Genomic DNA, 19,395 nt, shown 5'->3' on the forward strand with positions numbered 1-19,395 from the left:
GGACCCATCACACGTGACGAAGTACCAGCAGATCGCCGAGCCCGACGGCGACGGAACCCCGTCGCGTCGCGCCACCGACGACCTCACGGGCACCGGTTCGCCGAGTGTCGCTCCGACCGTCCCCGTCGTGGCCGACGCCCCCGTCTACCTCACCCGTCGCGAAGCCCGTGAGGCCGAACGCCGCGCGGCCCGGCCCGTGACCGCGACGGCCTCCGCCGCCACCACGACCTCCGCCACCACGACCTCCGCCACCACGACGGCTGCCGCCGCTACGAGCACCGCGGCCCGCGTGGTCGCCGAGCCCGCCGCCGAGGCCCGACCCGCGACTGGCCCGTCCGCGGCGACCGAGCACGTCTCGCCGCGACGAGCCGCTCGTCTCGGTGCGGACTCCGGCACCCGTCCCGCAGCTGCCGGACGCACCGCGAAGGCCCGCGCACAGCGCCCCGCGGCTCGCCTCGAGGCGCCCGTCCGCGCGCCCCGCACCGCCGGGGCGACCTTCCGACGCACCACCAAGCGCGTCACGGTCGTCGGAGCCATGCTCTTCGCCGCGTCCATGCTCGTGGCCACCTCGGTGCCCGCCAACGCCTTCTTCGTCGACACCCCCACGCAGACGGCCGCCAAGAAGGCCGCCGACTCCCAGAGCTACACGGCGACCGCACCCTCGGCCGACGGCACGGCCGGCGTCTCGCGCGACGGTTACTCGGTCACCGAGATGAAGGCCGTCTCCGAGTACGCCTCGACGAGTGCCAGCACGTTCTCGAACGACGTCGACGGCACGGTCCAGTGGCCGTTCCAGACGGGCGTGCCGATCAGCAGCGGCTTCGGCGCCCGCCAGGTGGCCAACTGCGGCTTCTGCTCGACGTTCCACCAGGGTCTCGACTTCGTCCCCGGTGCCGGGTCGCCGATCCAGGCGATCGCCGACGGCGTCGTCAGCAAGGTCGACGGCCCCTCGGGTGCCCTGGGAAACAACGTCTGGATCGACCACGTCGTCAACGGCCAGAAGGTCACCAGCGTCTACGCGCACATGCAGACCGGTTCGGTCGAGGTCCGCGAGGGCGACACCGTCACGGTCGGCACCATCATCGGCAAGGTCGGCAGCACGGGCAACAGCACCGGGGCCCACCTGCACTTCGAGATCGTGATCGGCGGCGTGCCCGTCGACCCCTATCCCTGGCTCCAGGCCAACACGAACTGAGCCGTGGTCCCGCGTCCGCGCGGCACGCACGAGAAGAGCCCCACCTGTCGCCAGGTGGGGCTCTTCCGTCGTCGCCGCCGCTACGACGTGGTGGCGAGCCAGACCGTCGCGTTCGCCGGCAGGGCCGGCCCGTCGACGACCATGGTGGCCAGCAGGACCTCGCCCACGGGGAGCTCGACGGGGACGTCGCCCATGTTGGCCACGACGGTGACCCCCTGGCTGCGGAACGCGACCACCTCGGGCCCGAAGCCCTCGAGCCAGGTCAGCGTGCCCGTACCCAGCTCGTGCTCCGCACGGAGGCGGAGCGCCCGCGTGTAGAGCTCGAGCGTCGACCCGGCGACGCCCCGCTGCTCGTCCCGGGCGTACGTCGACCAGTCCGCGGGTTGGGGCAACCAGGAGGCGCCCGTCGCGTTGAACCCGAAGGCCGGCTCGGTCGCGGACCAGGGCAACGGCACGCGGCAGCCGTCCCGGCCGTAGCGCTCCCCGTCCGTGCGGAACCACGTGGGGTCCTGCCGGGAGTCGTCGGGCAGGTCGATGGCCTCGGGCAGGCCGAGTTCTTCGCCCTGGTAGAGGTACGCGCTGCCGGGGAGGCCCAACATGAGCGCCGATGCGGCTCGCGCCCTGGCCAACCCGAGCTCGGGGACGGGCAGCCCCTCGGTCTTCGGCCCGATGCCGTACCCCTGCGGGTTCTCGGTAGTCAGGGCGAGCCGACTGGCGTGCCGGACGACGTCGTGGTTGCTCATGACCCAGGTGCTGGGGGCTCCGACGCTCGAGAAGGTCTGGAGGGACGCGTCGACGACCTCGCGGACGGCCGGAGCGGACCACCCGGTCTCGAGGTAGGCGAAGTTGAACGCCTGGTGCATCTCGTCGGGGCGCACCCAGTCGGCCAGACGCGAGAGCGGTTCGACCCAGGCCTCGGCGACGAGCACCCGGTCGCCCGGGTACTCGGCGAGGACGGTGTGCCACTCGCGGTAGATCTCGTGGACGCCCTCCTGGCCCCAGTAGGGCGGGGGAGCGGACTCGCCCTGGCCGCCGCCCATGCTGCCGGACTCGGCGGGGGGCGTGTAGTCGGGCAGGCCCTCGGCCTTCACCATGCCGTGTGCGACGTCGACCCGGAACCCGTCGACGCCGCGGTCGAGCCAGAAGCGCAGCACGTCGACGAACTCGTCGCGCACGCGGCGGTTCGTCCAGTCGAGGTCGGGTTGCGACGAGTCGAACAGGTGCAGGTACCACTGGCCCGGTCGGCCGTCGGCCTCGGTCACGCGGGACCACGCCGGGCCGCCGAAGACCGACTGCCAGTTGTTCGGCGGCAGGTCGCCGTCGGGGCCGCGGCCGTCACGGAACAGGTAGCGACCGCGGGCGGCCGAACCGGCCGGCGAGGCGAGGGCCTCGCGGAACCACGCGTGGTCGCTCGAGGTGTGGTTCGGCACCACGTCGACGATGACCCGCAGGCCCAGCTCGGTGGCCCGGGCGCGGAGGGCGTCGAAGTCGTCCAAGGTGCCGAACAGCGGGTCGACGTCGCGGTAGTCGGCCACGTCGTAGCCCGCGTCGCGCTGGGGCGAGGTGTAGAAGGGCGACAGCCAGACGGCGTCGACGCCGAGCTCGCCGAGGGCGTCGAGGCGCGACGTGATGCCGGGGAGGTCGCCGACGCCGTCGCCGTCGCCGTCGGCGAACGACCGCGGGTAGACCTGGTAGATGACGGCGGTGCGCCACCACTCGTGGCCCTGGTCGGCGGTCGTCGCGGTGCCCTCGAGGGGGGCGGTCGGGGTCAGCGTGTCGGTCTCGGCCGGATCTCGTGTGGACATGAGGCCACGATACGGCAGGCCCCCGACGCGGCATCGGCTACGGTCGTGGTCAGGACAGCCCGGAGGGGGACCTCCGGGACGAACACCCGCGACACGATTGGCACGATCCTGAACCCTGCGACCGATCTCGTGACGGCCGACCTGCCCGCCGGCACCCGGCCGTTCCCGCTCGCGCTCGGAACCAACGTCTTCGGCTGGACGGTCGGCGCCCCCACCGCCCTCGAGGTGCTCGACCTGTTCGCCGACGACGGCGGCCGCGTCGTCGACACGGCCGACGTCTACTCGGCGTGGCTGCCGGGCAACTCCGGGGGCGAGTCCGAGGCCATCATCGGCCGGTGGCTCGCCCGACCGGGCAACCGCGACCGGGTGGTGCTGAGCACCAAGTGCGGGCAGCACCCCGACGCTCCCGGCCTGTCGCGCGTCAGCATCCGTGCGGCGGTCGAGGCGTCGCTGCGCCGTCTGCGCACCGACCACGTCGACTTCTACTTCACGCACTTCGACGACGACGAGACACCGCTGGACGAGACCGTGGGCGCGCTCAGCGAGCTCGTCGACGAGGGCAAGATCCTCTGCGCCGGGGCGTCCAACTACACCGGTGCGCGCCTCCGGCAGGCCCTCGCGATCGCGGACCGCGACGGACTCCACCCGTTCCGGTTGGTCCAGGTCGCGTACAACCTGGTGCGACGGGGCGAGTACGAGCACGACGTCGCCGCCATCGTGGACCACTACGACCTCGCCGTGTTGCCGCACTCGTCCCTGGCGAGCGGGTTCCTGACGGGCAAGTACCGTCACGAGGCCGGCCGCGGCGACTCTCCCCGGGGCAGCCGGGCCCTCAGCTACGTCACGCCGCAGAACCAGGGCACCCTCGAGGTCGTCGTCGAGATCGCCGAGCGTCTCGACGTCGAGCCGGGCGCCGTCGCCGTCGCGTGGCTCGCCTCCCGCGACAACGTCATCGGCGCACTCGGCAGTGCCCGGACCCCCCGCCAGCTCGAGGGCCTGCTCGACGCCGCCCGGGTCGAGTTGACCGAGGGCGACCTGGCGTCCCTCGAGGCGGCCTCGCGTCCGCTCGTCTGACGTCCGGGGTCAGCGCCCTGCGCCGTCCCTCTCATCCGCCTCCGTGTCCGCGGCGACGGGACCCAGCGGGACGATCGTCCGCGCTCCCGGGTCCCAGCGCCGCAGCCGGGACAGCACGACCGGCCGGGTCGACGGGACGCCGGCCTCGGAGAGGGCGTCGAGGGCCCGGGCCACCTGGTCGGGCGTCAGGCGTGACGCGAGGGTGACGTGGGGGGTCCACCGACCGGGCGTGGTGTGCGGGACGTCCCCCGCGCCTCCGAGGCTCTCGTGCACCCGGGCGTGGAGGTCCAGCAGTTCTCCCGTCACGACCACGGGTCGCACGAGCACGAGCCCGCGCGGGGGCGATCCGAAGAGCAGCAGCCCGCCGAGCTCGGCGGGCATCGGCAATGCCTCCGAGAGGGGCAGGAGGCGCGGGTCGGCAGCTGGGTCGAGGTCGGGTCGTGCCACCAGGGTGACGTGCGGCGCGTTCGACGTCCCGACGTGGTCGCCCTGCGACGGGAGGCCCGCCGCGGACAGCACGCGCCATTCGTCACGGACGGCTCCGTCGGAGGCCGGGTCGAGCAGGAGTTCGAGGCTGTGCACCCGTCGATCCTGCCCCGCGGGGCCCTCGGCGGGCCGGGTCGGCACGTGGCGTCAGCAGCCCGTTCGCTCTGCTACCCTTGTCTGGTGCCAATCGGCAGCGGCCCCGGTCGCTCGCCTGGTGGTCACGCCCCGATAGCTCAGTGGTAGAGCACTTCCATGGTAAGGAAGGGGTCGTCAGTTCAATCCTGACTCGGGGCTCTGGCTGTCTCGGTCCCGTCCCGGTGTGATGCCGGCAGGGCCTGCAGCCTGCGGCGGGGTAGCTCAGTTGGTTAGAGCACACGGCTCATAATCGTGGTGTCGCGGGTTCAAGTCCCGCCCTCGCTACCGCAGGCCCGGATCTCTCACGAGTTCGGGCCTTCGTCGTCCGTACCCTCGGTGGTCACCCGCCGAGTCGTCTCCGTGCACCGAGACGCGACCGGTGCGCCGTGCCCAGGCGTCGGGCATACGATGAAGCATGGCCGTGAGCATCCGCAGCATCGGCACCGCGGTGCCCCCGACCATCATCCGACAGGACGACGTCCGAGAGATCTTCGCGACCCAGGCCGGCCTGGGTCGCCTCGGTCAGCGCATCGTCGGCGCCGCGTTCGGTGCCTCGGCCATCGAGACCCGGCACACCGTCGTCGACGAGCTCGACCGGCGACCGCGCGAGGGCGAGCCCACGTTCTACGACGCCGCGTCGAACGAGATCCTCCGACCCGGCACGGGCGCACGCAACCAGGTCTACACGGACCGGTCGCCCGAGCTGTTCCTCGACGCCGCTCGTGCCGCGCTCGCGGCGGCGCCCGACCTCGGGCCCGACGACGTCACGCACGTGATCAGCGTGTCGTGCACCGGCTTCTTCGCCCCCGGGCCCGACTACCTGCTCGTCCGGGGCCTCGGGTTGTCGCCGTCGACCCGTCGCCACCACCTGGGCTTCATGGGCTGCTACGGGGCCTTCCCCGCCCTCGCCGCCGCACGCGACTTCTGCCTCGCCGATCCGGAGGCGGTCGTGCTCGTCGTCTGCGCCGAGCTCTGCACGCTGCACCTGCGGAGCTCCGACGACCCCGACTCGATCGTCGCCTCGTCCGTGTTCGCCGACGGGGCGGCCGCCGCCGTGGTGACCGCCCGCCCGGCGCCGTCGGGCTCCGTCGTGCTCGACCTCGACGTCCTCGAGACGGTGCTCACGCCGGTCGGCGAGACCGACATGGCGTGGACGATCGGCGACTTGGGCTTCGACATGGTGCTGAGCAGCTACGTCCCGCAGATCATCGAGCTGCACATCGACTCGGCCCTGGCACCGCTCTTCGAGGCCGGCGGCGTCGGCGTCGGCGACGTCGACCTGTGGGCCGTCCATCCGGGCGGGCGCAGCATCCTCGACCGCGTGCAACAGCAGCTCGGGCTCACCGACGCCCACCTGGCGCCCTCACGCGACGTCCTGCGCGACTACGGCAACATGTCGAGCGCGACCGTCCTGTTCATCCTCGCCGACCTCCTGGCCGGGCCCCCCGCCCCGTCGCAGCGCGTGGGTGCCATGGCCTTCGGCCCCGGGCTGACCGTCGAGACCGCGCTGATGACGCGTCGCGCGGTCTCGTGAGCGCGACCCGCACCTCCTCGGCTCCGTCGGTCGCGGTGCGGCCGCCCTGGTGGCCCGACCTGTCGCGACGAGGCGTCGGACTCGTCGAGCTGATGGACGACCCGGGCTGCGACCTCGGCCTGCTGAACGCCACCTACCGGGCCTTCCCGGTCGTGAACGGTCTCGTGGCGGGGTGGCGCCGGGCGTACCTCCGCCGACTGCGCCCGCTGTTGTCGGCCGACGTGACGACCAGGCTGCTCGACCTCGGGTCCGGCGGCGGCGACCTCGCGCGCGCCCTGGCCGGCTGGGCCCGTCGCGACGGGCTCGCCCTCGAGGTCGTGGCCGTCGATCCCGACGAACGGGCCCACGCCTTCGCGGCGTCCTGCCCCGTCCCGCCCGGCGTCGAGTTCCGGCGGGCCTCGAGCGCCGACCTCGTGGTGGCGGGCGAGACCTTCGACGTGGTCGTGTCGAACCACGTCCTGCACCACCTCGACGACGAGGCCCGGGCGGCCGTGCTGGACGACAGCGCCCGCCTGGCGTCCCGTCTCGTGCTGCACGCCGACATCGAGCGGGCCCGCGGGGCGTACCTCGCCTACCGGGCCGCGACCTGGCCGTGGCGGACCCGCTCGTTCGTCCACGTCGACGGGCTCCTGTCGATCCGCCGCAGCTTCACCGCCGACGAGCTGGTCGACGAGGCTCCGCCGGGGTGGCGCGTCGTCCGGCAGTCGCCCTTCCGCCTGCTGCTCGTCCGCGAGATCGGCGTCGACGCCCCCGGGGGTGCCGGCCGTGCGGACGCATGACGTCCTGATCGTCGGTGGGGGGCCCGTCGGGGTGATGCTCGCCGCCGCCCTGGCGGATCGCGGCCTCGATGCCGTCGTCTGGGAGGCGCGGGTCGACGATCCGGCGCACTCGCGCGCCCTCGGCGTGCATCCGTCCTCGATCGACCTCTTCGACCGGCTCGGCCTCGCGGACGACCTGCTCGCCCACGCCGTCCGCATCCGGCGGGGGATCGCCCGGAGCGGCGAGCGGACGGTCGGCGTGGTGCCGTTCGACCGGGCGTCGTCGCGGTGGCCGTTCGTCGCGGCGGTGCCGCAGGACCGCACCGAGGCGGTGCTACGGACGGGGTTGGCCGCGCGGCGGGACGACGCGCTCCGTCGGGGCGTGCGGTTCGTCGGGCTCGCACAACGCGACGAGGACGTGGTCGTCGAGGGGGTCGACGACGAGGGGCCGGTGGTCGTCGCCGCCCGCTTCGTCGTCGGGGCCGACGGCACGCGCAGCGCCGTCCGCGCCGCGCTGGGCGTCGACACCAGGGCCCGGGACCTGCCCGACCGCTACGTGATGGGCGACTTCGCCGACGCCACCGGCCACGGCCCCGACGCCGTGATCCATCTCGAGCGCTCCGGGGTGGTCGAGTCGTTGCCGTTGCCCGCGGGTCGACGACGGTTCGTGGTGCACGTCGGGTCGGCTCACGCAGCGACCGCGTCGGTCGCACCGGACGACGTCGCGCGGCTCGTGTCGGACCGCACCGGGTCGCCCGTCGACCCGACGACCTCGACCATGACGAGCGGGTTCGGCGTCCGGCGCCGGCTGGCCGTCCGGACGGTCGTCGGCCGGGTCACGCTGATCGGCGACGCCGCCCACGAGATCAGTCCCATCGGCGGCCAGGGCATGAACCTCGGCTGGCTCGACGGGCACGCGCTCGAGGCCGTCATCGCCGCGGCGGTGAAGCGGAGGGGTGGCCGGGTGCTCGATCCGACCACGTTCGGCCGTTTCGACGCCGACCGTGCCCGCGCCGCCCTCCGCGCCGCCCGGCAGGCCGAGTGGAACACCGCCCTCGGTCGGCCCGTCGGCGGGGGAGCGGCTCGGGCCCGGGACCTGGCGCTCGGAGCCGTGCTGAGGGCTCCGAGCAGGCACCTGCTCGCGTCGGTCTACGCCATGCGCTGGGCCTGAGCGGTCGGCCCCCGCGGCCGCGCCGTCTCGGCTCCCCTCCGCCGACCCGCGTGCTCAGGCGACGACGGTGCCGCCGCTGAGGGCGAGCTGCACCACGAGCAGCACGGCCGCCACCATGATCAACCGGAAGAGGGCCCGGTCGACGCGTCCCGCGAGCACGAGGCGCACTCCGACGACGGCGATGCCGAGGGTCACGGCGGTGCCGACGGCGGCAGCGACGAGGCCCGGAGCCGACGAGTCGCCGACCAGTCGGCCCGAGAGCAGCAGGACGGCCGCGATGGCCAGCGCCGCGAACGCGACGACTCCCGAGACGGTCCGCCCGAGGCGGTGGGGGAGCCCGACGATGCCGGTGCGCGCGTCGTCGTCGAGGTCGGGCAGGACGTTCGTGAAGTGGATCGCGATGCCGAACACGGCTCCGACCGCCACGGCCCAAGCGACGGGAGGCGACGGTGGTGCCGCCGCGAGGGTGGCGACGGCCGGCAGCAGGCCGAAGCTCACGACGAAGGGCACCACCGAGACCGGGGTCCGCTTGAGCCCGAGGTCGTACGCCCACCCCGAGGCCACGAGCACGAGGTGGGCCGTGCCGGCTGCGGGCCCGAGCGCGTAGGACGGCACGAGCATCAGCACGCCGCAGACCACCGCGGCACGGCGAACGGCCGACACGCTCACGAGGCCCTGGGCCACCGGCTTGTCGGTCCGGCCGACGGCGCGGTCGCGCCCGGCGTCGAGCCAGTCGTTGGCGAACCCGATCGAGGCCTGTCCGAGCAGCACCGCGAGGGCGAGCAGCACGAGTCGGCCGAGGGGCAACCCCGAGGAGGCGCCCAGCACGACGGCGAGGACGGTCACCACCACCGTCGGCCCCGGGTGCGTCGAACCCAGCAGGGCGGCGGTCCACGAGGCAGGGCCGTCGCGGCGACCGGAGCCGGCGGTGGAGACCGGGGGCTCGGGGGAGGTCATCCGTTCACCCTAGACGGACGGAGCCGCACGGCCCCGAGTCGGTCGGCCCCGGACGGCAGGACACGATGCGGTGGGCGACGTGAAGAGGTGCACCCGAGTCGGGGGAGGACTCGGATGCACCCCGTCGCACCCTCGGCGCTCGAGGTGCAGGTGGATCAGTACCGGCACGCGCCAGAGGAGGGTGCCCACGTCGAGTTACCATCCCAGACGTGACTGGAGTGTACGACTGCCACGGGTGGATCGGAAGGGGCACCGGGCCGTCTTTCGCGGATCGGCCCGGGCCCCGGGGGACGACGAGGGGTCAGGCCCCGCGGCCGGTCTTCTGCTGGAGGCGGTCGATGTGCTCGCTCGCCTCGGCCTTCGTCATGTCGGCGGGCAGCTCTTCGCCGGCCTCGCGGGCGAGGGTGTCGAGGTAGCTCTTCTGCGGGCCGGTGATGGGCTCGTCGCCGGTGACCCAGTCGTCGGGGTCCTTCGACGCCGTGCTGCCGCCGTCGGGGCGGGCGCCGCCGAGCGTCTCGCCGTGTGCGGGCGCCGCGTTCTCCTCGCGGGCCGTGGCGGCCTGGTCGGTCTCGTCGGTGGTCGTCGTGTCGGTGGTCGTCGTCTCGTCGGACTCGGCCGCTGCCGGGTCGACGGGGGTGATGTCGGGGTCGATGTTCGCGTCGCTCATGACGTGAACGTACGCCGTGCCCCCGACACCGGGCCGGGCGACGTACCCCGCTGGTTAGACTCGACCGCGTGTCCGTGAACCCTGATCTGCAAGGGCGGGTCTTCCCGCCGGCCCCGCCCTACCTCGTGGGCCGCGAGAAGGTGCGTGAGTTCGCCCGCGCGACCGGCTCGACGAGCCCGCTCTCGTTCGACGTCGAGGCGGCCCACGCGGCCGGGCACGGCGACCTCGTCGCCCCGCCGACCTTCGCCGTCGTCGTCCAAGAGGCCACCCTCGCCCAGTTGCTCGCCGAACCCGACGCGGGCATCGACTTCTCGCGCGTCGTCCACGGCGAGCAGCGCTTCTCGCTCTCGCGTCCGATCGTCGCGGGGGACGAGCTCACGGCCACCCTGACCGTGACGAGCGTCAAGACGCTGGGCGGCAACGCCATGGTCACGGCGTCCTCCGACATGCGCGACGTCGACGGGCGGCACGTGGTCACCGCCGTGTCGACGCTCGTCGTCCGCGCCGACGACGAGGTCGCCGCGTGAGCGCCCTCGAGGTCGGCCAGGTCGTCGCCGAGAAGACCTACCCCCTGACTCGCGACTCGTTGGTGCGCTACGCCGGCGCCTCGGGCGACTTCAACCCCATCCACTACCGCGACGACGTGGCGGCCGCGGTCGGCCTCCCCGGTGTCCTGGCCCACGGCATGCTCACGATGGGCACCGCCGTCCAGCCGGTCGTCGAATGGCTCGAGGGGGCGGGCGACGACGCCGGCGTGCTCGGTTGGGTGTCGGACTACCAGGTGCGCTTCACGCGTCCCGTCGTGGTCGACCCCACCGCCGGGGCCGAGATCGCCGTCGTCGCGAAGGTGGGCAAGCTCGACGCCGCGGCCGGCACGGCGCGCATCGACCTGACCGTGACCGCCGGCGGCCAGACCGTGCTGGGCAAGGCCCAGGTCGTGGTGACGCTGGCGTGACGACCTTCGCCGAGCTCACGACGATGCAGGTGGGCGGCGAGCCCGCCCGCCTGGTCGAGGCGACGACGACCGACGAGCTGCTGGCCGCGGTCCGTGAGGCGTCGGTCGGTGACCACCCCTGGTACGTCCTGGGCGGCGGGTCGAACACGGTCGCCTCCGACGAGCCGTTCGACGGCACGGTCGTCCACGTGGCCACCCGGGGTGTCGAGCGCGTCGACTCCGACGACCACCGCGTCCACCTCCGCGTCGCCGCCGGTGAGCCCTGGGACGACCTCGTCGCCTCCACGGTCGAGCAGGGCTGGTCGGGGCTCGAGGCGCTCAGCGGCATCCCCGGCTCGACGGGCGCGTCGCCGATCCAGAACATCGGTGCCTACGGCCAGGAGGTCGCCTCGACGCTCGTGGCCGTCGACTTCCTGGACGACGACTCGGGCGAGTTCGTCCGCATCCCCGCGGCCAACCTCGACCTCGGGTACCGCACGAGCGTCTTCAAGCAGGGCCGTCGGGGCGTCGTCACGGCCGTGGAGTTCGCCCTCACGGACCACGGAGGCGCGAGCGAGCAGGTCGCGTACCCGCAGCTCGCGAAGGCCCTCGGCGTCGAGCTCGGGGCCCGGGTCTCGGTCGCCGACGTGCGCTCCAGCGTGCTCGCCCTGCGGGCCGCGAAGGGCATGGTGCTCGATCCGGCCGACCGCGACACGGCGTCGAGCGGATCGTTCTTCACCAACCCGATCGTGTCGCGGGCCGACGCGTCGACCCTGCCGGCCGACGCGCCACGGTGGCCGACCGGCCCCGAGCCCGAGCGCCAGGTCGTGCCACTCGGTGAGGAGCCGGCCGCCCCGGCGCCCCGTGCGCCCGCCGAGGTCAAGCTCAGCGCCGCCTGGCTGATCGAGCACGCCGGCATCGCGAGGGGTTTCCGCCTGCCGGGCTCGCGAGCCGCCGTCTCGTCCAAGCACACCCTGGCCCTGACCAACCGTGGCGGTGCCACGGGCGACGAGGTCGCCGAGCTCGCGCGCTACGTGCAGCAGCGGGTCCAGTCCGAGTTCGGCGTGCTGCTGCACCCCGAGCCCGTCCTCCTCGGCCTCTCGCTGTAGGGACGCGGCCGCGTGTGTCCGACGCGGCGATGGCCGCCCGACGCGGCGGTGCCCGTCCGACGTCGCGGCGCAGAGATCCTCAGCGGCGCGGCAGGTGGCCGAGCTCGAGCGCCAGCGTGACGGCGCGCGTCCGGTCGTTGACGCCGAGCTTCTCGAAGACGTGCAGCAGGTGCGTCTTGACCGTCGCCTCGCCGACGAACAGCCGGCGTCCGATCTCGCGGTTCGAGCAACCCTCCGCCACGAGGGCGAGCACGTCGGTCTCGCGAGGACTCAACGGGGTCGGGCGCGGCACGGGCTCGGCGCCGCTACGTGCGCGGCCGACGAGACGGGCCGCCATCGCGGGGGCGAGGGCCACCTGTCCCGCGACCACGGCTCGGAGGCCCGCCACGAGCTCGTCCTCCGGGGAGGCCTTCAGGAGGTAGCCGCTCGCCCCCACCTCGATCGCCCGCAGGATGCTGTCGTCGGACTCGTAGGTGGTGAGTACGACGACCTTGGTCGTCGGGTGACGTGCCAGGACGGCCTCGGTCGCCTCGACACCGTCGAGGCCGGGCATGCGGAGGTCCATCACGATCAGGTCGGGCTCGAGCGAGTCCGCCAGGGCGACGGCCTCGGAGCCGTCGCTCGCCTGCCCCACCACGACGAAGTCGTCCGTCGTCGCGAGCAGGGCGGCGATGCCCTGCCGCACGATCGGATGGTCGTCGGCCACGAGGGTGCGGTGCACGGGCGATCCCGCCGACGAGGCTCCGGGCCCGGTCGACGTCGCACCCTCGTGCGCGGGCCCCGCGGTCACGGGGTCACCACCGAGGCGCGGGGGACCTGCGCGGTGACGACCGTCCCGTCACGATCCGACGAGACGTCGAGGCGGCCGCCCGACAGTTCGAGCCGCTCGCGGAGACCGTCGAGGCCGAACCCGGTCGATGCGACCGCCGTGTCGAACCCGGTGCCGTCGTCGGACACGACGAGCACGGCCGTCCCGTCCGTCGCCGTGAGCGTGACCCGCGCCGACGTCGACGCACTGTGCTTGCGGACGTTGGCCAGCGCCTCCTGGGTGCACCGCACCAGCACGACCTGCAGGTCGCGGGGCAGGTCGACCTCGACGGCGTCGACCGTGATCCCGATTCCGCTCTCCCGCTCGAAGCGCTCGCCGAGGCGATGGAGGGCGGCCGCCACGTCGGTGCCCGCCGGTCCGGTGGACGCGGTCGCCGCGACGAGGGTGCGCGCCTCGGTGAGGGCCTCGCGGGCGGCGGCCTCGATCACGTCGAGCCGTTCACGGATCGTCGCCAGGTCGCCGGCCGCGAGGGCTCCGCGGGTCTGCTGCGCGAGCATGACGACTCCGGTGAGGCTCTGGGCGATCGTGTCGTGGATCTCCCGGGCCAGGCGCTCGCGTTCGGTGCTCGTGCCCGCGTCGCGGTGCCGCGCGGCCAGTTCGGCCTGGGCCTCGCGCAGCTCGTCGAGCAGCCGGCCGCGTTCGACCCCGACCCGGGCGATCGTGGTGATCCACATCCCCAGCGCGATGCTGAAGACGAGCGAGAGGCCTTCGCTGGTGGCGGCCGTCGCGAGGGCCTCGGCCGACCAGCCGAGGCTGACGACGAACCCGATCGAGATGGCGACGCACAGGCAGACGTTGGCGACGATCGCGGACCGGGTGCCGGGCAGCAGCGTCCAGATCAGCGGCATGAGGAAGGCCTGCACGACCGCGAGTTCGGGGGTGGCGGCCACCGTGACGCCGCCCACCACCACGAGCGCGGCGACGGCCGTCACGGTCGGGAGCGACAGCAGCGCGACGGCGCGACGCACCACGGGCCGCGCGAGGGCGAACCACGTGAGCACCAGCAGCCCGACGGCGACGAACGAGGCCGTGACCCGGCCGCTCGACGAGGTCGTGGCCAGGACGACCATCACCACGACCGTGATCGCGAGGCCGGCGTCCCACCAGCGCATCGAGATGGCGGTTCCCGACCGGGCGGGGGCCGCGGCCTCCGCCCGGTCGCCGGTGTCGTCCATGTCGATCACGCTAGTGGCAGCCGCGGGCCGGCGAGGCCGTCGTGGTCGTCGCCGATCGGGCGGAGGACGGTGGCCGTCCACGGGTCAGGTGTCCTTCCTGATCCACCGGAAGGTCAGCAGCGAGGCGACGGCGCCGGCGACGAGCCAGACCGCCAGCCAGAGGGCGACGCCGGGCAGGTCCCACGATCCGCCGGCCTCGGCGGCCGAGAACGTGTCGGGCAGGAACACGCTGCGCATGCCCTGCGCCAGCCACTTCAACGGGAACACCGAGGCCACCGACTGCAGCCAGTCGGGCAGCTGGGTGAACGGCAGATAGACCCCCGAGATGAACTGCAGCACGAGCGTGATCGGGACGATCACGGCCGTGGCGCTCTTCCCGCTGCGGGGCACGCGCGAGAGGGCGATGCCGACCAGCGCCGACGTCGCGATGCCGAGCAGGTAGACCCAGGCGAGCGTCAGCCACGACCCGGCGTCGGTCGGCAAGGGCACGCCGAAGAGCACCCGGGCCACCAGCACGAGCAGCGCCACCTGCAGCAGGCTCGTGACGAGCACCTGGCCGAACTTGCCGACGAAGTACGACCCGACCGGCAGGGGCGTCCCCGAAAGTCGCTTGAGGGTGCCGTCGCCACGCTCGAGGGCGATGTCGACGGCGAGGTTCTGCACGCCCGAGAGCAGGATGCCGGCCGCGATCATGCCCGGCAGGTAGAACGCGGCGGCCCCCACCTCGGAACCGTCCGGCCGCGTGCCGAACGAGCCCGAGGCGCTGAACGCCGTGGAGAAGATCGCGAGCATCACGACCGGGAACAAGAACGTGAAGAAGACGGTGTCGCCGGCCCGGAAGTACCCCCGCACCTCGTACCGGGTGCGGCTCAGGCCGAGCGAGAGCGTCCTCACGAGGTCACCCCGGACGAGGAGGCGCGCGGCGCGTCCCCGGCGTCGGTCGCGATCCGTTCCCCGTCCGCGACGGTCTCGGCGGTCGCGACCAACCCGAGGTACACGTCCTCCAGCGACGGCCGGATCACCTCGAGCGAGCGCGGTTCGCCTCCGCGGGCGTGCAGGTCGGCGACCAGGGCGCCCGGTGCGGAGGTGCGGACGTCGTGCCGTCCGTGTTCGTCGAGCCAGGTCACGCGAGGGGTGCGCGCCTCCTCGTCCCCGAGCTCGTCGGGTCGCCCCTGGGCGACGAGCCGGCCCTGCGCGATCACCGCGACGCGGTCGCTCAGCTGCGCCGCCTCGTCGAGGTAGTGGGTGGTGAGGACGATGCTCGTCCCGTCGTCCGACAGCGACCGGATCAACTGCCAGAACTGTCGGCGGGCCTCGGGGTCGAAGCCCGTGGTCGGTTCGTCGAGGAACAACAGCTCGGGGCCGCCGACCACACCGAGCGCGACGTCGACGCGTCGTCGCTGCCCCCCGGACAGCGACCGGATGCGTGCCCCGGCCTTCGCCTCGAGACCGACCGCGGCGATCACCTCGTCGACGTCGCGCGGGTTCGGGTAGAAGCCGGCGAAGTGGGCGATCTGCTCGCGCACCGTGGCCGTCCCCTGTTCGCCGGAGGTCTGCAGGACGATGCCGAGGCGCGCCTTCCAGTCGAGACCGGCGTGCTGCGGGTCGGCGCCGAGCACCGACACGTCGCCGCCCGACCGGTCGCGGTAGCCCTCGAGGATCTCGATGGTGGTCGACTTGCCGGCGCCGTTGGGGCCGAGCAGGCCGAGGGTCTCGCCCGCGGCCACCTCGAACGAGAGGCCGTGCAGAGCCGTGGCGGTGCCGTAGGTCTTGGTGAGGTCGTGCACTCGCACGACGGGTTCGGGGGTCATGGCTCCAGCGTGCGCCGTGGCGGCTCCGCGCACCAGGCCCGACCGGTCGAGGCCGGGTCCACCGATCGGTGGACCCGGCCTCGGGACGGGGGTCGCGGCCTCAGGCGAACAGGCGCTGGAGGCGGCGGACGCCCTCGAGCAACTCGTCGTCGCCGAGGGCGTAGGACAGCCGGAGGTACCCGCTGGGCCCGAAGGCCTCACCGGGCACGGTGGCGACGTCGGCCTGTTCGAGGATGAGGTCGGCGAGTTCGAGCGACGTGGTGGGCGTGACGCCTCCCCACTCGCGACCGAGCAGGCCCTGCACGTCGGGGTAGACGTAGAAGGCTCCCTCGGGGGTGGGGGTGACGACGCCGTCGATCCGGTTGAGCTCGCGGACGATGGTGCTGCGTCGGGCGTCGAAGGCGACCCGCATGGCCTCGACCTCGTCCTGCGGTCCGGTGAGGGCCGCCAGGGCCGCCCGCTGCGACACGTTCGAGACGTTCGACGTGAGGTGCGACTGGAGGTTCGCGGCACCCTTGACCACGTCGGTCGGGCCGATCATCCAGCCGACCCGCCACCCGGTCATCGCGTAGGTCTTGGCCACGCCGTTGACCAGGATCGCCTGATCGGCCAGCTCGGGCACGGCCTCGGTGATCGAGACGGCCGTCACCCCGTCGTAGGTGAGGTTCTGGTAGATCTCGTCGGTGATCACCCAGACGCCGGCCTCGAGGGCCCAACGACCGATCGCCTCGACCTCGTCGGGTGAGTAGACCGCGCCCGTCGGGTTCGACGGCGAGCAGAACAGCAACACCTTCGTGCGCTCGGTGCGGGCGGCCTCGAGCTGGTCGACCGTGACCTTGTAGCCCTGGTCGGCACCGGCGAAGACCTCGACGGTGACTCCGCCGGCGAGGGCGATGGCCTCGGGGTAGGTCGTCCAGTAGGGCGACGGCAGGAGGGCTTCGTCGCCGTCGTCGAGCAGCGCCTGGAAGGCCTGGTAGACGGCCTGCTTGCCACCGTTCGTGACGATCACCTGCGACGTCGACACCGTGGTGCCGCTGTCGCGCAGGGTCTTCTCGACGATCGCCTCGCGCAGTTCGAGCAGGCCGGCCGCGGCCGAGTAGCGGTGGTTGCGCGGGTCGCGGGCGGCGACGACGGCCGCGTCGACGATGTGGTCGGGCGTGGGGAAGTTGGGCTCGCCCGGGCCGTAGCTGATGATCGGTCGGCCCTGTGCCAGCAGGGCCTTGGCCTTCGCGTCGACGGCCAGCGTGGCCGATTCGGCGATCGACGAGATACGGGACGAGAGACGGCGCGCGGTCGGGGTCACGCGGGTCAGCCTAGCGGGGGTGTCACCGGCCCGGACGGGTGCGCCCACCGAGGGTCCGTCGGACCCCGCGGCGCCCGGCTTTGCACGCGCCCGCCGCTTCGCCTACACTTGACGAGGCGATCGAATGCGCCAAGCTTCAGCGCGCCTCTGCAGTCCGGTTCACCAACAGCCGACTGAGAGAGGCAGGGCCTCCGGGTCCGACCGAGAGGTCATCTGAAGGGCGTCGATCCCATAGGGCGGTGGCTCAATTGGTAGAGCAGCGGTCTCCAAAACCGCAGGTTGCAGGTTCGAGTCCTGTCCGCCCTGCAGCCCGGCTGTGTTCTTCATGACACGGTGATCACACACAGATACGGACACAGGCCCACGGGCCGAGCTCGGAAGGTCGGAACAGTGGCGAGAAAAGACGTTGACGTCCCCAGTGAAGACGTCGTCGAGAAGGCGAAGAGCGACGGTGCGACGCGCCGCAGCCCCTTCGCCCGCATCGCGTTGTTCATCCGCCAGGTGATCGCCGAGCTCAAGAAGGTCGTCACGCCGACCCGCAAAGAGCTGCTGAGCTACACCGGCGTCGTCCTGGTCTTCGTGGTCATCATGATGGCCCTCGTCTCCCTGCTCGACCTGGTGTTCGGCACCGGCGTCGGCTACGTCTTCGGCAACGGCCCGACCGGCAGCTGACGCGGCACCCACCGGCCGACTCCCCGAGCACCACGTGAGCGGGTCCCGTGCCACCGAGCACGAGCACCCGACAACCCCGATCGAAAGAAGAACCCTTGCCTGACAACGAGCGCGACGACATCGACCTCGCCACCGCTGCCGAGCAGTCCTCCGAGGTCGAAGAGGCCCAAGAGGGCGGCACGCTGGCCGCCGACGAGGACGCCGTCGAGCCCGCCGAGTCCGAGGCCCTCTCGGTCGTCGACGAAGGCGACTCCGGTTCGACCGACACGAGCGACCTCGACGGCCTGCTCGACACGCTGGCCGAGGCGCGCGACCCCGAGGCCGACGCGATCGTCGACGACGCCCTCGACGTCGACGACGAGTTCGAGGCCGAGGCCGCGGTCGAGGCCACCGACGACGAGGCCGACTCCGAGGCCGAGCAGGCGGCCGACGAGGGCGACGCCCCCGCTGCGAACGCCGTCATCGCCGAGGCCGAGCAGTCCGTCCAGGACGCCGACGCGGAGATCGCGCACGACGACGTCGACGTCGACGTGTCCGCCACCGAGGTCGAGGACGACGAGCCCGCCGAGGTCGACCCCTACGAGGCCTTCCGTTACGAGCTGCGGGGCAAGCCCGGCAAGTGGTACGTCATCCACTCGTACGCCGGCTTCGAGCGCCGCGTGAAGCAGAACATCGAGAACCGCATGGTCTCGATGACCATGGAGGACTACATCTACCAGGTAGAGGTCCCCATGGAGGACGTGGTCGAGATCAAGAACGGGCAGCGCAAGCTCGTCACCCGCGTCCGCATCCCCGGCTACGTGCTCGTGCGTCTCGACCTCAACGAGGACAGCTGGTCCGTCGTCCGCCACACCCCCGGCGTCACGGGCTTCGTGGGCAACGCCCACAACCCGACGCCGCTGCGTTTCGAAGAGGCCTTCAACATGTTGAAGAGCCTCGTCCAGGTCGACACGACCCCGGCGCCCGCCAAGGGCGGCGCCAAGGGTGGCAAGCAGGCCCAGCGGGTCATCCCCGCCGAGGTCGACTTCGAGATCGGCGAGACGATCACGATCAAAGAGGGGTCGTTCGCCGGACTTCCCGGTACGATCAACGAGATCAAGCCCGAGAGCGGCAAGCTCACCGTGCTGGTCTCGCTGTTCGAGCGCGAGACGCCGGTCGAGCTCAGCTTCGACCAGGTCACGAAGCTCTAGCAGGCACCCACCCCCCAGGTCTACAGATCACCGGAGTCCGCGCCGCGGGCCACCGGGAGAGCAGGTCGCGACCGCGATCGGTTCGAACCCCACAAGAAGGAAAAGAACAATGGCACCGAAAAAGAAGGTCACGGGTCTGATCAAGCTTCAGATCAACGCCGGCGCCGCGAACCCCGCCCCGCCCATCGGCCCGGCCCTGGGTCAGCACGGCGTGAACATCATGGAGTTCTGCAAGGCGTACAACGCGGCGACCGAGTCGCAGCGCGGCAACGTCGTCCCCGTCGAGATCACGGTCTACGAAGACCGCTCGTTCACGTTCATCCTCAAGACCCCGCCCGCCGCCGAGCTCATCAAGAAGGCCGCTGGCGTCGCCAAGGGTTCGGGAACCCCGCACACCACCAAGGTCGGCAAGCTGACCATGGACCAGGTGCGCGAGATCGCGACGACCAAGCAGGCCGACCTGAACGCCAACGACATCGACGCCGCGGCGAAGATCATCGCCGGCACCGCCCGTTCCATGGGCATCACGGTCGACGCCTAAGCAGCACCCCTCCGTGCAGGCGACCCGCCTGCACGACCCTGACATCAGT

General features: G+C 72.6%; 19 protein-coding genes, 3 tRNA genes and 1 pseudogene. 14 read left to right on the top strand and 9 right to left on the bottom strand.

What is annotated here, in order from left to right:
• Positions 1-13 precede the first annotated feature (13 nt).
• Positions 14-1,195, top strand: a complete 1,182-nt coding sequence (locus tag ARTHRO9V_RS05820; RefSeq protein ID WP_159826080.1) for a M23 family metallopeptidase — start codon at positions 14-16, stop codon at positions 1,193-1,195.
• A gap of 80 nt (positions 1,196-1,275) precedes the next feature.
• Here ARTHRO9V_RS05820 and ARTHRO9V_RS05825 read toward each other — a convergent pair whose 3' ends face one another.
• On the bottom strand, positions 1,276-3,000 hold the full coding sequence (locus tag ARTHRO9V_RS05825) for a glycoside hydrolase family 13 protein (RefSeq protein ID WP_159826082.1): 1,725 nt from the start codon (positions 2,998-3,000) through the stop codon (positions 1,276-1,278).
• A 129-nt stretch (positions 3,001-3,129) separates the two neighbouring features.
• Between ARTHRO9V_RS05825 and ARTHRO9V_RS05830 the strand changes: the two genes are divergently transcribed.
• A complete protein-coding gene (locus ARTHRO9V_RS05830) occupies positions 3,130-4,074 on the top strand; it encodes an aldo/keto reductase (RefSeq protein WP_159826084.1) in 945 nt (314 codons plus the stop codon).
• Between the two features lie 9 nt (positions 4,075-4,083).
• On the opposite strand, the gene ARTHRO9V_RS05835 is transcribed toward ARTHRO9V_RS05830, so the two are convergent.
• Positions 4,084-4,656, bottom strand: coding sequence for a 2'-5' RNA ligase family protein (locus ARTHRO9V_RS05835; protein ID WP_159826086.1), 573 nt, complete (start codon positions 4,654-4,656; stop codon positions 4,084-4,086).
• 126 nt (positions 4,657-4,782) lie between these two features.
• On the opposite strand from ARTHRO9V_RS05835, the gene ARTHRO9V_RS05840 reads away from it, so the two are divergent.
• From ARTHRO9V_RS05840 to ARTHRO9V_RS05860, 5 genes are all read left to right on the top strand, one after another.
• A tRNA-Thr gene (locus ARTHRO9V_RS05840) sits at positions 4,783-4,854 on the top strand.
• A 52-nt stretch (positions 4,855-4,906) separates the two neighbouring features.
• Positions 4,907-4,980 (top strand) — tRNA-Met (locus tag ARTHRO9V_RS05845).
• A 130-nt stretch (positions 4,981-5,110) separates the two neighbouring features.
• Positions 5,111-6,229: a type III polyketide synthase gene (locus ARTHRO9V_RS05850; RefSeq protein ID WP_159826088.1), complete on the top strand. Its 1,119-nt coding sequence runs from the start codon at positions 5,111-5,113 to the stop codon at positions 6,227-6,229.
• Complete coding sequence (locus tag ARTHRO9V_RS05855; RefSeq protein ID WP_236556941.1) at positions 6,226-7,008, top strand: class I SAM-dependent methyltransferase; 783 nt, start codon at positions 6,226-6,228, stop codon at positions 7,006-7,008. The genes ARTHRO9V_RS05850 and ARTHRO9V_RS05855 overlap by 4 nt, the downstream gene beginning before the upstream one ends.
• On the top strand, positions 6,995-8,158 hold the full coding sequence (locus ARTHRO9V_RS05860) for an NAD(P)/FAD-dependent oxidoreductase (RefSeq protein ID WP_159826090.1): 1,164 nt from the start codon (positions 6,995-6,997) through the stop codon (positions 8,156-8,158). Before ARTHRO9V_RS05855 ends, ARTHRO9V_RS05860 begins: the two co-directional genes overlap by 14 nt.
• A 54-nt stretch (positions 8,159-8,212) precedes the next feature.
• Here the strand turns inward: ARTHRO9V_RS05860 and ARTHRO9V_RS05865 are convergent, their stop codons facing one another.
• Together ARTHRO9V_RS05865 and ARTHRO9V_RS15775 are read right to left on the bottom strand one after the other, a co-directional pair.
• Positions 8,213-9,115: a UbiA family prenyltransferase gene (locus ARTHRO9V_RS05865; RefSeq protein WP_159826092.1), complete on the bottom strand. Its 903-nt coding sequence runs from the start codon at positions 9,113-9,115 to the stop codon at positions 8,213-8,215.
• Between the two features lie 301 nt (positions 9,116-9,416).
• Positions 9,417-9,635: pseudogene (locus ARTHRO9V_RS15775) on the bottom strand (DUF3072 domain-containing protein); the annotation flags it as partial.
• Between the two features lie 215 nt (positions 9,636-9,850).
• On the opposite strand from ARTHRO9V_RS15775, the gene ARTHRO9V_RS05875 reads away from it, so the two are divergent.
• From ARTHRO9V_RS05875 to ARTHRO9V_RS05885, 3 genes are read left to right on the top strand one after another with little or no spacing between them, the layout of a single operon-like run.
• On the top strand, positions 9,851-10,309 hold the full coding sequence (locus ARTHRO9V_RS05875) for a MaoC family dehydratase N-terminal domain-containing protein (RefSeq protein WP_159826094.1): 459 nt from the start codon (positions 9,851-9,853) through the stop codon (positions 10,307-10,309).
• The gene (locus tag ARTHRO9V_RS05880) at positions 10,306-10,737 is read left to right on the top strand and encodes a MaoC/PaaZ C-terminal domain-containing protein (protein ID WP_159826096.1); all 432 of its coding nucleotides are present in this window, start codon (positions 10,306-10,308) and stop codon (positions 10,735-10,737) included. The genes ARTHRO9V_RS05875 and ARTHRO9V_RS05880 overlap by 4 nt, the downstream gene beginning before the upstream one ends.
• Positions 10,734-11,825, top strand: a complete 1,092-nt coding sequence (locus ARTHRO9V_RS05885; RefSeq protein WP_255477492.1) for a UDP-N-acetylmuramate dehydrogenase — start codon at positions 10,734-10,736, stop codon at positions 11,823-11,825. The genes ARTHRO9V_RS05880 and ARTHRO9V_RS05885 overlap by 4 nt, the downstream gene beginning before the upstream one ends.
• A gap of 79 nt (positions 11,826-11,904) precedes the next feature.
• Here ARTHRO9V_RS05885 and ARTHRO9V_RS05890 read toward each other — a convergent pair whose 3' ends face one another.
• The 5 genes from ARTHRO9V_RS05890 to ARTHRO9V_RS05910 form a co-directional block, all read right to left on the bottom strand.
• Positions 11,905-12,546, bottom strand: a complete 642-nt coding sequence (locus ARTHRO9V_RS05890; RefSeq protein WP_159826098.1) for a response regulator transcription factor — start codon at positions 12,544-12,546, stop codon at positions 11,905-11,907.
• Between the two features lie 65 nt (positions 12,547-12,611).
• Positions 12,612-13,829 (bottom strand): sensor histidine kinase, encoded by a 1,218-nt coding sequence (locus ARTHRO9V_RS05895; protein WP_159826100.1) that lies wholly within the window; start codon positions 13,827-13,829, stop codon positions 12,612-12,614.
• 84 nt (positions 13,830-13,913) lie between these two features.
• Positions 13,914-14,723: an ABC transporter permease gene (locus tag ARTHRO9V_RS05900; RefSeq protein ID WP_056046543.1), complete on the bottom strand. Its 810-nt coding sequence runs from the start codon at positions 14,721-14,723 to the stop codon at positions 13,914-13,916.
• Positions 14,720-15,640, bottom strand: a complete 921-nt coding sequence (locus ARTHRO9V_RS05905) for an ABC transporter ATP-binding protein (RefSeq protein ID WP_159826102.1) — start codon at positions 15,638-15,640, stop codon at positions 14,720-14,722. The genes ARTHRO9V_RS05900 and ARTHRO9V_RS05905 overlap by 4 nt, the downstream gene beginning before the upstream one ends.
• A 100-nt stretch (positions 15,641-15,740) precedes the next feature.
• Positions 15,741-16,943, bottom strand: a complete 1,203-nt coding sequence (locus ARTHRO9V_RS05910) for a pyridoxal phosphate-dependent aminotransferase (RefSeq protein ID WP_056046539.1) — start codon at positions 16,941-16,943, stop codon at positions 15,741-15,743.
• 233 nt (positions 16,944-17,176) lie between these two features.
• On the opposite strand from ARTHRO9V_RS05910, the gene ARTHRO9V_RS05915 reads away from it, so the two are divergent.
• The 4 genes from ARTHRO9V_RS05915 to rplK all read left to right on the top strand — a co-directional run bounded on the left by ARTHRO9V_RS05915 (position 17,177) and on the right by rplK (position 19,346).
• A tRNA-Trp gene (locus ARTHRO9V_RS05915) sits at positions 17,177-17,249 on the top strand.
• A gap of 84 nt (positions 17,250-17,333) precedes the next feature.
• A complete protein-coding gene (gene secE, locus ARTHRO9V_RS05920) occupies positions 17,334-17,615 on the top strand; it encodes a preprotein translocase subunit SecE (RefSeq protein WP_043592949.1) in 282 nt (93 codons plus the stop codon).
• A 95-nt stretch (positions 17,616-17,710) separates the two neighbouring features.
• Positions 17,711-18,805 (top strand): transcription termination/antitermination protein NusG, encoded by a 1,095-nt coding sequence (nusG, locus tag ARTHRO9V_RS05925; protein WP_159826104.1) that lies wholly within the window; start codon positions 17,711-17,713, stop codon positions 18,803-18,805.
• A 109-nt stretch (positions 18,806-18,914) separates the two neighbouring features.
• Positions 18,915-19,346 carry a 50S ribosomal protein L11 gene (rplK, locus tag ARTHRO9V_RS05930; RefSeq protein WP_043592945.1) on the top strand — a complete coding sequence of 144 codons (432 nt, stop codon included), beginning with the start codon at positions 18,915-18,917 and terminating at the stop codon, positions 19,344-19,346.
• Positions 19,347-19,395: the final 49 nt, after the last annotated feature.

Source organism: Frigoribacterium sp. 9N (assembly GCF_902506305.1).
Lineage (GTDB): Bacteria > Actinomycetota > Actinomycetes > Actinomycetales > Microbacteriaceae > Frigoribacterium.